This is a genomic window from Pseudomonas sp. NY8896, from assembly GCF_039634505.1.
The window spans coordinates 6,877,108-6,890,080 of the sequence record NZ_CP132350.1 but is presented as its reverse complement, the minus strand read 5'-3'; the positions used below and the strand labels follow the sequence as shown (position 1 = coordinate 6,890,080).

The 12,973-nt window shown below is 61.8% G+C and carries 12 protein-coding genes; 5 read left to right on the top strand and 7 right to left on the bottom strand.

The features are described 5' to 3' along the window. Positions 1 to 160 precede the first annotated feature (160 nt). Positions 161 to 1,603, bottom strand: a complete 1,443-nt coding sequence (gene zwf / locus Q9451_RS31200; RefSeq protein ID WP_012274879.1) for a glucose-6-phosphate dehydrogenase — start codon at positions 1,601 to 1,603, stop codon at positions 161 to 163. A gap of 103 nt (positions 1,604 to 1,706) precedes the next feature. Between zwf and hexR the strand changes: the two genes are divergently transcribed. Together hexR and Q9451_RS31190 are read left to right on the top strand one after the other, a co-directional pair. Further along, positions 1,707 to 2,573 carry a transcriptional regulator HexR gene (hexR, locus tag Q9451_RS31195; protein ID WP_012274878.1) on the top strand — a complete coding sequence of 289 codons (867 nt, stop codon included), beginning with the start codon at positions 1,707 to 1,709 and terminating at the stop codon, positions 2,571 to 2,573. Positions 2,574 to 2,723: 150 nt separating this feature from the next. Then, the gene (locus Q9451_RS31190; protein ID WP_012274877.1) at positions 2,724 to 2,942 is read left to right on the top strand and encodes a hypothetical protein; all 219 of its coding nucleotides are present in this window, start codon (positions 2,724 to 2,726) and stop codon (positions 2,940 to 2,942) included. On the opposite strand, the gene Q9451_RS31185 is transcribed toward Q9451_RS31190, so the two are convergent. Beyond that, positions 2,884 to 3,846, bottom strand: coding sequence for a LysR family transcriptional regulator (locus tag Q9451_RS31185; RefSeq protein ID WP_012274876.1), 963 nt, complete (start codon positions 3,844 to 3,846; stop codon positions 2,884 to 2,886). The genes Q9451_RS31190 and Q9451_RS31185 overlap by 59 nt on opposite strands. A gap of 190 nt (positions 3,847 to 4,036) precedes the next feature. On the opposite strand from Q9451_RS31185, the gene Q9451_RS31180 reads away from it, so the two are divergent. Beyond that, positions 4,037 to 5,452 carry an acetyl-CoA carboxylase biotin carboxylase subunit gene (locus Q9451_RS31180; RefSeq protein WP_012274875.1) on the top strand — a complete coding sequence of 472 codons (1,416 nt, stop codon included), beginning with the start codon at positions 4,037 to 4,039 and terminating at the stop codon, positions 5,450 to 5,452. 11 nt (positions 5,453 to 5,463) lie between these two features. Next, positions 5,464 to 7,272 carry a sodium-extruding oxaloacetate decarboxylase subunit alpha gene (oadA, locus tag Q9451_RS31175; RefSeq protein ID WP_012274874.1) on the top strand — a complete coding sequence of 603 codons (1,809 nt, stop codon included), beginning with the start codon at positions 5,464 to 5,466 and terminating at the stop codon, positions 7,270 to 7,272. A 102-nt stretch (positions 7,273 to 7,374) separates the two neighbouring features. On the opposite strand, the gene Q9451_RS31170 is transcribed toward oadA, so the two are convergent. The 3 genes from Q9451_RS31170 to Q9451_RS31160 are packed head-to-tail and all read right to left on the bottom strand — an operon-like array spanning position 7,375 to position 9,142. After that, a complete protein-coding gene (locus tag Q9451_RS31170) occupies positions 7,375 to 8,046 on the bottom strand; it encodes a GNAT family protein (RefSeq protein ID WP_012274873.1) in 672 nt (223 codons plus the stop codon). 7 nt (positions 8,047 to 8,053) lie between these two features. Then, positions 8,054 to 8,500 (bottom strand): GNAT family N-acetyltransferase, encoded by a 447-nt coding sequence (locus Q9451_RS31165; protein ID WP_012274872.1) that lies wholly within the window; start codon positions 8,498 to 8,500, stop codon positions 8,054 to 8,056. A 12-nt stretch (positions 8,501 to 8,512) separates the two neighbouring features. Then, on the bottom strand, positions 8,513 to 9,142 hold the full coding sequence (locus Q9451_RS31160) for an FMN-binding negative transcriptional regulator (protein ID WP_012274871.1): 630 nt from the start codon (positions 9,140 to 9,142) through the stop codon (positions 8,513 to 8,515). 90 nt (positions 9,143 to 9,232) lie between these two features. Between Q9451_RS31160 and Q9451_RS31155 the strand changes: the two genes are divergently transcribed. Further along, positions 9,233 to 10,762: a PLP-dependent aminotransferase family protein gene (locus tag Q9451_RS31155; protein WP_012274870.1), complete on the top strand. Its 1,530-nt coding sequence runs from the start codon at positions 9,233 to 9,235 to the stop codon at positions 10,760 to 10,762. Positions 10,763 to 10,794: 32 nt separating this feature from the next. On the opposite strand, the gene Q9451_RS31150 is transcribed toward Q9451_RS31155, so the two are convergent. Both Q9451_RS31150 and Q9451_RS31145 read right to left on the bottom strand, forming a co-directional pair. Further along, on the bottom strand, positions 10,795 to 11,898 hold the full coding sequence (locus Q9451_RS31150) for a polyamine ABC transporter substrate-binding protein (RefSeq protein ID WP_012274869.1): 1,104 nt from the start codon (positions 11,896 to 11,898) through the stop codon (positions 10,795 to 10,797). Further along, positions 11,898 to 12,941 carry a histone deacetylase family protein gene (locus tag Q9451_RS31145; protein ID WP_012274868.1) on the bottom strand — a complete coding sequence of 348 codons (1,044 nt, stop codon included), beginning with the start codon at positions 12,939 to 12,941 and terminating at the stop codon, positions 11,898 to 11,900. The genes Q9451_RS31150 and Q9451_RS31145 overlap by 1 nt, the downstream gene beginning before the upstream one ends. Between the last annotated feature and the right edge of the window lie 32 nt (positions 12,942 to 12,973).

The window sequence follows — 12,973 nt, the reverse complement described above, 5'->3', positions numbered from 1 at the left end:
TCACCCTTGCGCAACTGCAAAGCGGCCCCTGCAGGCCGTGCGCCTGCAGGGGCCGTCACGTCTACATCAATGGGTTTCCACGATGTCGGTGATGCAAGTGATCAGTTGGCCGTCGTGGAAAATATCTGCAGCGCATACCTGCGATGCAGCGCGAAGCGCTTCAGCTGTGCCAGTGCCTGCCATGCCGCGCCAGTAGGCTGTTGGCCTGCTCCGGGCCGTTGTTGCCCGCCGGGTAATGGCGTGGCGCCTGAAAGTGCTCTTCCCAGCCCTTGATGATCGGGTCGACCCACGCCCAGGCCGCTTCCACTTCATCACGCCGCATGAACAGCGTCGAGTCGCCTTCCAGGATGTCCAGCAGCAGGCGTTCGTAAGCACCCCAACGACGGGTCTGGCCGAACACCTGGGCCAGGTTGAGGTCCAGGTCCACCGGCTCCAGTCGCATGCCTTTGCCGGGGCTTTTGGTCATCATGCGCAGGCTGATGCGTTCGTCCGGTTGCAGCTGGATCAACAGCTGGTTGACCTGGCCGCCGCTGAAAAGCTCATGGGGCACAGGCTTGAACTGGATGACGATCTGCGAAGTGCGCCGCGCCATGCGCTTGCCGGTGCGCAGGTAGAACGGCACGCCAGCCCAGCGCCAATTGTCGATGTGCGCCTGAACGGCCACAAAGGTTTCGGTATCGCTGTCGTTGTCCACGTCCTTTTCGAAGTAATAGGCCGGCACTTCCTGGCCACCGATGTAGCCGGCACCGTACTGACCACGCACGGTCTTGTCCTGTACGTCCTGCCCAGTAATGGGCTTGAGGGCACGCAGGACCTTCACTTTCTCGTCGCGCACGGCCTCGGCTTCGAACTGCGCGGGTGGCTCCATGGCCACCAGGCACAGCAGCTGCAGCAAGTGGTTCTGGAGCATGTCGCGGGTTGCCCCGGCACGGTCGTAGTACCCGCCGCGGTTCTCTACACCGAGGGTTTCGCAGGCGCTGATCTGCACATGATCGACCTGGCCGTTGCGCCACACAGGTTCAAGCAGGGCGTTGGCAAAGCGCAGCGCCATGAGGTTCTGCACGGTTTCCTTGCCCAGGTAGTGATCAATGCGAAACACCTGGGGTTCTTCGAACACGGCGCCGATCGCTTCGTTGATGGCGGTGGCCGAGTGCTGTGAATGGCCAATGGGCTTTTCCAGCACAATGCGCGCCTCGCTGTCGGCCAGCCCGGAAATACGCAAGTGGTTGGCGATTGGCACGAACAGGGAGGGCGCGGTGGCCAGGTAGAAGACGCGGGTCAGCCCGCCAGGCTCGCCGAGGTAGCGCGCCAGGCGACCGAAGTCGGCGCTTTGCGAGGCATCCATGGGGAAGTAGTCGAGGCGCGCGGCAAAGCGTTGCCACACATCTTCGTCGAAGTCGGTGCGGGCAATCTGCGCCCGGCAATGCCGTTCTGCGAGCTTGAGGTATTCGTTACGGCTGATGTTGCGGCGGGCGAGGGCAATGATGCGTACCGCGTTGTTCAGGCGCGCCTCGCGATACAAATGGTAGAGCGCCGGAAGCAATTTGTGCAGGGCCAGGTCGCCCGTGCCACCGAACACCAGAATGTCGCAAGGAATAGTCAAACCACCACTCTCCACGTTCGTTTAACTGGGCGGGTTGGCGTCCATGTAGTATAACTACAAGAAAGCTACAACCCGGCCAGCCGATCATAACCGAGTCCAGCCCGTGAATCTGTTGCAACATATCGCCCAATCGCGCCACCTGCTGCGCAAATCGGAACTCAAAGTGGCCGACCACGTGCTGCTCGACCCGGCTGCCGTCATGCACAGCTCCATGGCCGATCTGGCGCACAGTGTGGGCATCAGCGAGCCGACCATCGTACGTTTCTGCCGGGCGATCGGTTGCTCGGGCTTCCAGGACCTGAAACTCAAGCTGGCGCAGAGCCTGGCGGCTGGGGCCAGTTTTGGCCAGTTTGCCATCCATGAAGACGACTCGGTCGCCGACTACAGCCTGAAGATCTTCGACACCACCCTGCACACCCTGATGGAAGTGCGCGAGCACCTCGACCCGCATGCGCTTCAGCAGGCGGTGAGCGCCATGGCCCAGGCACAGCGTGTCGAGTTCTATGGCTTTGGTGCCTCTGGTGCGGTGGCGGCCGATGCCCAGCACAAGTTCTTCCGCCTGCTGCTCAGTGCCGCTGCTTATTCCGACCCGCACATGCAGGCGATGTCGGCGGTAACCTTGAAGCCGGGCGATGTGGCCGTGTGTATTTCCCAGTCGGGTCGCTCCAAGGACTTGCTGATCACCGCCAACCTGGTGCGTGAGAGCGGCGCCAACCTGATTACCCTGTGCCCCAGCCAGACGCCGCTGGCCGAGCTGTCGACGGTCAACCTGGCGATCGACGTGCATGAGGACACCGAAATCTATACCCCGCTGACCTCGCGTATCGCCCACCTTGTGGTGATTGACGTGCTGGCCATGGGCGTGGCCATGGCGCGGGGCCCGAGCCTGGTCAACCACCTGAAAAGCGTGAAGCGCAGCTTGCGCAGCCTGCGTTTGTCGCCCAAGTCGATCAAGGCTACAGATGACTGAATTCAGCCTGTAATGGCCTTTACGCGAGTTCATCCGTGAAAAGGCCGGCAAAGGCGAAGCAAATTTCACTGTTTTGTCACCATTCCACAGCCAAACCGTAAACCATCAAGGCCAGTCTGAAACTCCCGCATCCTATCTGGGAGACAGGCAATGGCTCGTGACTTCGATGGTACGTACCAACCCAACGCCAAGGCTCGCAAACAGCAGGAAAAGGATCAGCGCCGCATGGAATACCGCCGCGCGATCGAAAGCTATTGCGACCAACGTCAGCTGCTGCGCGACCTGGTGGATTACCCCGAGTTGCAAGAACTCACGGTGTGGCAGGCGTCGGCGGCAACTTCCCCGAAAAACGCTCAACAAGCGCGCTGATCAACGCACGTTCGCCGCGGATGAATGCCAGAAAGGCCAAGGCCACCGGCGACTGTCGCTTGGCCTTGGACTGCACCACGCACCAGCTGCGGTACAGCGGCAGTTCCTCCACCGGTAATTCCTTCAGCACCCCGGTGGCCAGTTCCAGGTTGACTGCGTGGCGGGTGAGCAGGGCGATCCCAAGGCCGGCGATCACGCATTCGCGCTGGGCATCGGCCGATGCAACCTCCAGGGTCTGGGTGAAGTGCACGCGTTTGTCCTTGAAGTACTCTTCGCAAGCCTTGCGCGTCCCTGAACCTTGCTCACGGACCAACAGGGTATGAGGCTCCAGGTCCTGCAGGCGCAGCTGTTCGAGCTTGCACAGCGGGTGCTCGGGCGGCGCCACGGCAACGATCGGGTTGTTGAGGAATGGCAGAAACTCCAGACCCATGTCCTGCGGCACCATCGACATGATGATCAGGTCGTCGCGGTTGTCGGAAAGACGGCGAATGGCCTGGGCGCGGTTGACCACTGTCAGGGTCAGGTTGACCTCCGGGTGACGCTGCTTGAAGGCGGCGAACAGGTGTGGCACGAAGTACTTGGCACTGGACTCGATCGCCAGCTTCAACTGACCCTGCAATGAGCCCTGCATGTCCGACAGCTGCATGTCCAGGCTCTCCAGGCGCCCGAAAATGTCGTGGCTGGCGCGTTGCAACGCTTCGGCCGCCTCGGTGAGGTAGAGCTTCTTGCCCACATACTCGAACAGCGGCTGGCCGATCAGCTCTTCAAGCTGGCGGATCTGTAGACTAACGGCGGGTTGCGTCAGCGACATCTCTTCCGCCGCACGGCTGTAAGAACGTAAATCACACACCTCATTGAAGATCTGCAATTGACGCAAAGTCATACGCATCAAGGACTTACGCATTTCTTGTCTCGCCTTCGGCAACACCTTGTTACCGCACTATAAGCTTTTGCTAATACAGCCCCTAACAAATATTGATTTTTGTTTATCGACCTACAGCGCTAGGGTGAATGTGCGACTGGCCAGCAACGCCTGGTCACGCGCCGACCGGTAGAACCGGCTCGACTGTTCCTACGGCTTTGGGAAGACTCCAGTGATAAAAAAAATCCTGATCGCCAACCGAGGTGAAATCGCAGTTCGGATCGTGCGTGCCTGCGCCGAGATGGGCATACGCTCGGTAGCGATCTTTTCCGACGCCGACCGGCATGCCTTGCACGTCAAGCGCGCCGACGAAGCCCACAGCATTGGTGCCGAGCCGCTGGCCGGCTACCTGAACCCGCGCAAGCTGGTGAACCTGGCTGTGGAAACCGGTTGTGATGCCCTGCACCCGGGCTATGGTTTTTTGTCGGAAAACGCTGAACTGGCAGAGATCTGCGCCGAGCGCGGGATCAAGTTCATCGGCCCGGCCGCCGACGTGATTCGCCGCATGGGCGACAAGACCGAAGCGCGCCGCACCATGATCGCCGCTGGTGTGCCGGTCACCCCTGGCACCGAAGGCAACGTTGCCGATATTCATGAAGCCTTGAGCGAAGGCGAGCGCATCGGTTACCCGGTGATGCTCAAGGCCACCTCCGGTGGTGGCGGTCGCGGTATTCGCCGTTGCAACAGCCGCGAAGAACTGGAACAGAACTTCCCACGGGTGATTTCCGAGGCGACCAAGGCCTTTGGTTCGGCTGAAGTGTTCCTGGAAAAGTGCATCGTCAACCCCAAGCACATCGAGGCGCAGATCCTCGGTGACAGCTTTGGCAACGTGGTGCACCTGTTCGAGCGCGACTGCTCGATCCAGCGCCGTAACCAGAAACTCATCGAAATCGCCCCAAGCCCCCAGCTCACCCCCGAGCAGCGCGCCTACATTGGCGACCTGGCAGTGCGTGCGGCCAAGGCGGTGAACTACGAGAACGCCGGTACCGTGGAGTTTCTGCTCGCCGATGGCGAGGTGTACTTCATGGAAATGAACACCCGGGTGCAGGTGGAACACACCATCACCGAGGAAATCACCGGTATCGACATCGTCCGTGAGCAGATTCGCATTGCCTCGGGCTTGCCGCTGTCGGTCAAGCAAGAAGACATTCAGCACCGCGGTTACGCGTTGCAGTTCCGTATCAACGCCGAAGACCCGAAGAACAACTTCCTGCCAAGTTTCGGCAAGATCACCCGTTACTACGCCCCCGGCGGCCCCGGCGTGCGTACCGACACGGCGATCTACACCGGCTACACCATTCCGCCGTTCTACGACTCCATGTGCCTGAAACTGGTGGTGTGGGCGTTGACCTGGGAAGAAGCCATGGACCGCGGCCTGCGGGCCCTGGACGACATGCGCGTGCAAGGGGTGAAGACCACCGCCGCGTACTACCAGGAAATCCTGCGCAATCCGGAATTCCGTAGCGGCCAGTTCAATACCAGCTTCGTCGAAAGCCACCCTGAACTGACCAACTACTCGATCAAGCGCAAACCCGAAGAGCTGGCCCTGGCCATCGCCGCCGCCATCGCCGCCCACGCAGGCCTGTGAGGAACCCCATAATGTCCAAGAAAATTCACGTAACCGACACGATCCTGCGCGACGCCCACCAGTCCCTGCTGGCCACCCGCATGCGTACCGAAGACATGCTGCCGATCTGCGACAAGCTCGACAAAGTCGGCTACTGGTCGCTGGAAGTCTGGGGTGGCGCCACCTTCGACGCCTGCGTGCGCTTCCTCAAGGAAGACCCGTGGGAGCGCCTGCGCAAGCTGCGTGCAGCACTGCCCAATACTCGCCTGCAAATGCTGCTGCGCGGCCAAAACCTGCTGGGCTACCGCCACTACAGCGACGACGTGGTCAAAGCTTTCGTCGCCAAGGCTGCGGTCAACGGCATCGATGTTTTCCGTATTTTCGACGCCATGAACGACGTGCGTAACCTGCGCGTGGCCATCGAAGCGGTCAAGGCCGCCGGCAAGCACGCCCAGGGCACCATCGCCTACACCACCAGCCCGGTGCACACCATCGAAGCCTTCGTGAACCAAGCCAAGCAGATGGAAGCCATGGGTTGCGACTCGGTAGCGATCAAGGACATGGCCGGCCTGCTGACCCCATTCGCCACTGGCGAGCTGGTCAAGGCGCTGAAGGCCGAGCAGTCGCTGCCGGTGTTCATCCACTCCCACGACACCGCCGGCCTGGCGGCCATGTGCCAGCTCAAGGCTGTGGAAAACGGTGCAGACCACATCGACACCGCCATTTCCAGCTTCGCCTGGGGCACCAGCCACCCGGGTACCGAGTCGATGGTTGCCGCGCTCAAGGGCAGTGAGTTCGATACCGGCCTGGACCTGGAACTGCTGCAGGAAATCGGCCTGTACTTCTACGCCGTGCGCAAGAAGTACCACCAGTTCGAAAGCGAGTTCACCGCCGTGGACACCCGCGTGCAGGTCAACCAGGTGCCGGGCGGCATGATTTCCAACCTGGCCAACCAGTTGAAAGAGCAGGGCGCGCTCAACCGCATGAACGAAGTGCTGGCTGAGATCCCACGTGTGCGTGAAGACCTTGGTTACCCGCCGCTGGTAACGCCGACCTCGCAGATCGTCGGCACCCAGGCGTTCTTCAACGTGCTGGCCGGCGAGCGCTACAAGACCATCACCAACGAGGTGAAGCTGTACCTGCAAGGCGGTTACGGCAAGGCGCCAGGTGTGGTCAACGAGCAACTGCGCCGCCAGGCGATCGGTAGCGAAGAAGTGATCGACGTGCGCCCGGCCGACCTGCTGAAGCCGGAGATGGCCAAGCTGCGTACCGACATCGGCGCCCTGGCCCGCTGTGAAGAGGACGTGCTGACCTTTGCCATGTTCCCGGACATTGGCCGCAAGTTCCTCGAAGAACGCGAAGCCGGCACGCTCACCCCGGAAGCCCTGCTGCCGATTCCAGAAGCTGGCGCCGTTTCTGCCCCTGGCGGTGAAGGCGTGCCGACCGAGTTCGTCATCGACGTGCACGGCGAAACCTACCGCGTCGACATCACGGGTGTGGGTGTGAAGGCCGAAGGCAAGCGCCACTTCTACCTGTCCATCGACGGCATGCCGGAAGAAGTGGTGTTCGAACCACTCAACGAATTCGTCGGCGGCGGCGGCAGCAAACGCAAGCAAGCCACCGACCCAGGCCACGTCAGCACCACCATGCCAGGCAACATCGTCGATGTGCTGGTCAAGGAAGGTGACGTGGTCAAGGCCGGTCAGGCCGTGCTGATCACCGAAGCCATGAAGATGGAGACCGAAGTGCAGGCGGCCATCGCCGGCAAGGTCGTCGCCATCCATGTGGCCAAGGGCGATCGCGTGACGCCGGGTGAAATCCTGATCGAGATCGAGGGCTGATTCAGGCCTTCATCCACAAGCGGTTTACCTCTGGGGAGCGGATGCTCCCCTTTTTTTTGTGCTGCATTTGATGGCCCTGTCGCCAGCAAGCCAATACAAAAATCAACCGTTGCGGCACGCTTCCAATGTTTGTCGCTGCCCGCCTGGCTGCTGATTATCCTCACCCAGCCACCGCTCGAAGCCGGCAGCCACCGCCGGCCATTCATCATCGGTAATCGAATACCAGGCCGTATCGCGGTTGTGGTCCTTCACCACCAGGTGTTTGCGGAAAACCCCTTCGTAGGTGAAGCCAAATCGCTCCGCTGCACGCTTCGAGCGGGCGTTGGCGTTATTGCACTTCCACTCCAGCCGGCGGTTGCCCAGTTCGAAGCCGAGCTTGCCCAGCAGGTACACCGCCTCGGTGCTCTTGGGCGTGCGCTGCATGGGGGCGCCGAAAGCGATATGGCCGATTTCGATTCGGCCGTGGTCGGGCACGATCGACATCAGGGTGAGGATGCCCTGGGCCTGGCCACTAGCGCGGTCGATGACGGTGTAGTACAGCGGGTCCTGGCCTGCAGCGTTGCCTTCCAGCCAGCGATCGAAGGCGGCACGTTCGGCGAATGGGCCGTAGGGCAGGTAGTCCCACAGCACTGGGTCGGAGGCTGGCCCCTGCAGTACCTCCCAGAGGTCGTTGCCATGGCGCACCGGGTCGAGCTTTTCCAGGCGGATGAAGCGGCCTTCGATTGGCTCGGCCTTGGGTGTTGCGGCGGGTTTCCAGTTCAATGCGTCAGTCATATCTGGCCTACAAACCTTTGCGGAATTGGATGAAGCCCGAGCGCTCGGCAACCTGCTGATACAGGCTGATGGCGGTGGCGTTGGTTTCGTGGGTCAGCCAGTGCACCTTGCTGCAGTTATCGGCCTTGGCGGTGGTGTAGACGTGTTCGATCAGTTGCCGACCGATGCCCAGGCCACGCTGCGTGCTGTCCACGTACAGGTCTTGCAGGTAGCAGGCATTCTCGATGCTCCAGTTGGAGCGATGGTAGATGAAGTTGACCATCCCCACGGCCTTGCCATCGACCCAGGCCAGTGCCGAATGGGTTGGCTCGTTAGGGTCGAGCAGGCGCTGCCAGGTGCTCTGGCTGACTTCATCGGCCAACTCGGTTTCGTAGAAGTGCAAGTAGGCCTGCCACAGGGCCTGCCAGGCGGCGTGATCTTGGGCGGTGACAGGGCGCAGGGTAACGCTAGACATGGGGCTATTCCTTCAGAGTTGGCGCATGTGCGCCGCGAGTTGGTTGTCTTGTTGATCGGTACTGGCGCTCAGGCTTTCGCACACACCGGCGATGTCTTGCTCGGAGCGGTTCTGGCTGAGCTTGCGCGCGCCTTGCAGGCGGGCGATGGGCAGGCGGACCCCGACGATGGCGCGGAGCATGCCGTCGAGGTAGTCAGCAGGGGCATCGGTGACCTTCCACGGTTCGCTGCGCCCCTGTTCGTGTCGGTCGGTCAGGCGGCTTACGATCGCCAGCAGCGGCTCGGCCTCATGGATAACATCGGCCGGGCCATAGGCGTGCACAGCCAGGTAGTTCCAGGTCGGCACCACCTTGGGGTTATCAGCCTTGCTTGGGTAGTAGCTGGGGCTGACATAGGCATCGGCGCCGGGGAACACCAGCAGCGCTTCGCCGCCTTGCTCGAGGTCTTGCCATTGGCGGTTGGCCCGGGCCAGGTGGGCATATACTGTGCCGAACTCGCCCTCAGCGGTATCGACCAGCACCGGCAGGTGCGTGGCCAGCAGGCCCTGCTCGCCGTGGCTGACCAGAACGGCCAGGCGGGTGTCCAGCATGTGTTGGTGCAGGCGGGCGAGGTCGTGTTCCTGGTGGGGTTTGCTGTTGTACATGGGCGGGATCCTTGTCGAATGGCTTCATCCTAGGCAGGCTATTGGTTCTGGGTAAGAGCCATTACTGTCTGATTTGATAGGTCCAATGCCATGAGCCAGCAGCCCCTCATACTGCCTTTCGACCCTGCCGGCATCGCCCTTGATCGCCGTCGCGGGCTTAGCCAGCAGCTTTATCAGGCGTTACGGGCGCGGGTGCTGGATGGGCGCCTGAGCAGTGGCACGCGGCTGCCGGCCACACGTGACCTGGCGGGCATGCTGGCGCTGTCACGCAACAGCGTGGTGCGTGCCTATGACCAACTGTATGCCGAAGGCTACATCGAAAGCCGCGTCGGTGATGGCACGTACGTTAGCCAGCTTCCGAAACTATCCACACAAGTATCCACAGGGTTATCCCTGGGTTTATCAACAGGGTTATCCACATTTTCCGTTGGAAATACTGATGATTTATCCAGCGATCGACGTTTGAGCGAGCCTTTGCAGCGCTTGAAAAGTGGTCATTTGCCCTCGCCAAGAAGCGGTGCGCCTCGTGCTTTTCGCGTCGGTATTCCGGCATTCGACCTGTTCCCATTTGACGTCTGGGCCAAGCTGCAGGCGGGTTTCTGGCGCAACCCTTCCCCTGAACAGCTGGGCTACGGTGATCCGGCAGGTGAGCCGGCTTTACGCGAGTTGATCGCGGCTTACCTGCGCCGCTCGCGCGGGCTGAGCTGCACGGCTGAACAAATTGTGATCACCAGTGGTGCGCAGCAGGCCATCAGCCTTTGTGCACAGCTGCTGCTGCAACCTGGCGACGGTGTGGCTGTGGAAAACCCAGGCTATCGGGCGGCCGGTCATGCTTTCACGCTGGCGGGTGGCCGAGTGTTTGGCGTGCCGGTGGATGAAGACGGCATGGATTGCGGCCGGCTCGAGCAACGGCCGGATTGCCGGCTGGCCTATGTCACGCCTGCTCACCAGTACCCGACCGGGGTGACCATGAGCCTGGCGCGCCGCCTGGCATTGCTGGCCTGGGCGGAACGCAGCGATGGCTGGGTCATCGAGGACGACTACGACGGCGAGTATCGCTACAGTGGCGCGCCGCTGGCCCCGCTGGCAGCGCTCGACCGGCACGGGCGGGTGCTGTATGTCGGCACCTTTGGCAAGATCGCCTTCCCGGCGTTACGCCTGGGCTATCTGGTGCTCCCGCCGCAGCTGGCGCAGGCGTTCAGCCAGGGCAAGGCGCTAGCGGTGCGGCATTCGGAGGTCAGCAGCCAGTGCGTGATGGCCGAGTTCATGGCCCGCGGGCATTTTCAGCGGCATATCCGCCGTATGCGCAAGGCGGCGTTGAACCGGCGCAATGTGCTCAAGGCCGGTTGGCCAGTGGATGTTCCGGGGTTGGGCGCAATGCCGGAAGTGGCGGCCGGGCTGCATGTGAAGGTCGATGTGGATAACTTTGCGAAAGAGCAGGAACTGGTGGCAAGAGCGGAGGCGGTGGGCGTGGAGGTAACACCGCTGAGCAATTTCTGGTTGGCGGATAGCGATGTGCCTGTGGATAAGCGAGCGGGCTTGGTGCTGGGGTTTGCGGCGGTGCCGGAGGGTGAGATTGCCGAGGCCCTGATGAAGCTGCGCAAAGCCTGGAGAAAGTGAATGGGGCCGCTGTGCGGCCCTTCGTGGGTGACTCAGGTGCCGGACTTGATCCGCGTCCAGGCCCGGGTTCGCGCCCGTTCGGCATCCCGTGCCAGGGGCTTGAGGGTATACAGCTTGGCCATCGCCTCGGCCGTCGGGTACAGGTTGGGGTTGTTGCGAATCGTCGGGTTCACCTTGGCGGTCGCATCTTTGTTCGGGTTCGGATACCCAACGAAGTCGCTGATGGGTGCGATCACCTCGGGTCGCAGCAGGTAGTTGATGAACGCATGCGCATCCTCCGGGTTGGCCGCGCCCTTCGGAATCGACAGCATGTCGAACCAGATCGGCGCGCCTTCCTTGGGCAGGCGCATGTCCACCACCACGCCATTTTTCGCCTCACGGGCGCGGTTGGCGGCCTGCGAGAAGCTGCCGCTGTAGCCTACCGCCACGCAGATGTCGCCATTGGCAATATCTGCCATGTACTTCGAGGAATGGAAGTAGGTGATATGCGGGCGAATCTTCAGCATCAGTTCCTCGGCCTTCTTGTAGTCGGCCGGTTTGTCGCTGTTCGGCGGCAAGCCCAGGTACTGCAGGGCCAGAGGCATGATCTCCGATGGCGAGTCGAGCAGGGCTACGCCGCACTGCTTGAGCTTGGCGATGTTCTCTTCCTTGAAGATCAGGTCCCAGCTGTCCACCGGCGCATTGTCGCCCAGCGCCGCCTTGACCTTGGCCGGGTTGAAGCCGATCAACACGGTGCCATACATATACGGCACGGCAAACTTGTTGCCTGGGTCGTTGGCTTCGATCAGCTTCATCAGCGCCGGGTCCAGGTGTTGCCAGTTCGGCAGCTTGCTGCGGTCCAGCGGCTGGAAAACCCCGGCTTCGATCTGTTTGGCGAGGAACACGTTGGACGGTACCACCACGTCATAGCCGGAGTTGCCGGTGAGCAGCTTGGCCTCCAGTGCTTCGTTGGTGTCGAAGATGTCGTACACCAGTTTGACGCCGCTGTCCTTCTGGAAGTCGGTCAAGGTCTGCGGGGTGATGTAATCGAACCAGTTATACACACGCAGGGTGCGCTGCTCCGCTTGGGCGTGCAGGGCACCGGTGAACAGGGTGGCAGCGATGAACGGGGTGAGCAGACGCTTGAGTCGGACCATTACCGGGCTCCTGGCTGGGCGCGCTGGAAGCCTTCCAGCACATTGACCGCGTTGATACCGATTTCTTCCACAGCGTAGCCGCCTTCCATCACGAACAAGGTCGGCTTGCCCAGCTGGCCGATGCGCTGGCCCATCTCCAGGTAGTCCGGGCTGTCCAACTTGAACTGCGAGATGGGGTCATCCTTGAAGGTGTCCACACCCAGGGAGATCACCAGTACGTCGGCGTCATAGCGGGCGATGCGCTGGCAGGCGTCTTCCAGGGCGGCACTCCAGGCAGCCCAGTCGCTACCGGCCGGCAAGGGGTAGTTGATGTTGCAGCCCTCGCCGGCGCCTTCGCCGGTTTCATCGGCATAGCCGAGGAAGAACGGGAATTCATCCTGCGGGTCGCCGTGGATCGAGGCAAAGAACACATCATCGCGGCTGTAGAAGATGTCCTGGGTTCCGTTGCCGTGGTGGTAGTCGACGTCGAGGATGGCAACCTTGCGCCGGCCTTGGTCGAGGAAGGCCTGAGCGGCGATGGCGGCGTTGTTGAGGTAGCAGTAGCCACCCATCACTTCGCCAGCGGCGTGGTGCCCTGGCGGACGGCACAGCGCGAAGGCCGAATGGGCACCTTGTTGGATCGCTGCCTGGGCGGTAAGGGCGACCTGGGCGGCGCTGTAGGCCGCTTGCCAAGTGCCGGCGGTGATCGGTGCACCGGCATCGAAACTGTAGTAGCCCAGCTCACCGTGCAGGCCAGTGGGTTTTACCTGGCGCAGGGTGCGTGCAGGCCAGGTGAAGGGTAGCAGGTCGCCCTCATGGCCCAATGCGGCCCAGCGGGCCCAGGCGCCCTCGAAGAAGTTCAGGTAGTCGGCGCTGTGGATGCGAAGCAACGGCGCGCGGCCGAAATCGGTAGGGCCTTGGATATCGCCGAGGTTGCGCTTTTTTACCTGGTCGAGCACATGGTCTGCACGCGAAGGCATTTCGAAGCAGGGCATCAGCTTGCCGTCGATCAGCTCGCAGCGGCCGTGGTGCAGGCGGTGGTCATCGGAATAGATCGTCAGCATTGTTGTTCTCCGGTGGGTACTGGCGTGGGTCC

What these genes read in the sequence shown, in the direction of transcription:
- Q9451_RS31170 (WP_012274873.1), bottom strand. Translation starts at nt 8,046, where the DNA reads ATGACTGACGCATTGAACTGGAAACCCGCCGCAACACCCAAGGCCGAG.
- Q9451_RS31165 (WP_012274872.1), bottom strand. Translation starts at nt 8,500, where the DNA reads ATGTCTAGCGTTACCCTGCGCCCTGTCACCGCCCAAGATCACGCCGCC.
- Q9451_RS31160 (WP_012274871.1), bottom strand. Translation starts at nt 9,142, where the DNA reads ATGTACAACAGCAAACCCCACCAGGAACACGACCTCGCCCGCCTGCAC.
- Q9451_RS31150 (WP_012274869.1), bottom strand. Translation starts at nt 11,898, where the DNA reads ATGGTCCGACTCAAGCGTCTGCTCACCCCGTTCATCGCTGCCACCCTG.
- Q9451_RS31185 (WP_012274876.1), bottom strand. Translation starts at nt 3,846, where the DNA reads ATGCGTAAGTCCTTGATGCGTATGACTTTGCGTCAATTGCAGATCTTC.
- Q9451_RS31155 (WP_012274870.1), top strand. Translation starts at nt 9,233, where the DNA reads ATGAGCCAGCAGCCCCTCATACTGCCTTTCGACCCTGCCGGCATCGCC.
- Q9451_RS31145 (WP_012274868.1), bottom strand. Translation starts at nt 12,941, where the DNA reads ATGCTGACGATCTATTCCGATGACCACCGCCTGCACCACGGCCGCTGC.
- oadA (WP_012274874.1), top strand. Translation starts at nt 5,464, where the DNA reads ATGTCCAAGAAAATTCACGTAACCGACACGATCCTGCGCGACGCCCAC.
- Q9451_RS31190 (WP_012274877.1), top strand. Translation starts at nt 2,724, where the DNA reads ATGGCTCGTGACTTCGATGGTACGTACCAACCCAACGCCAAGGCTCGC.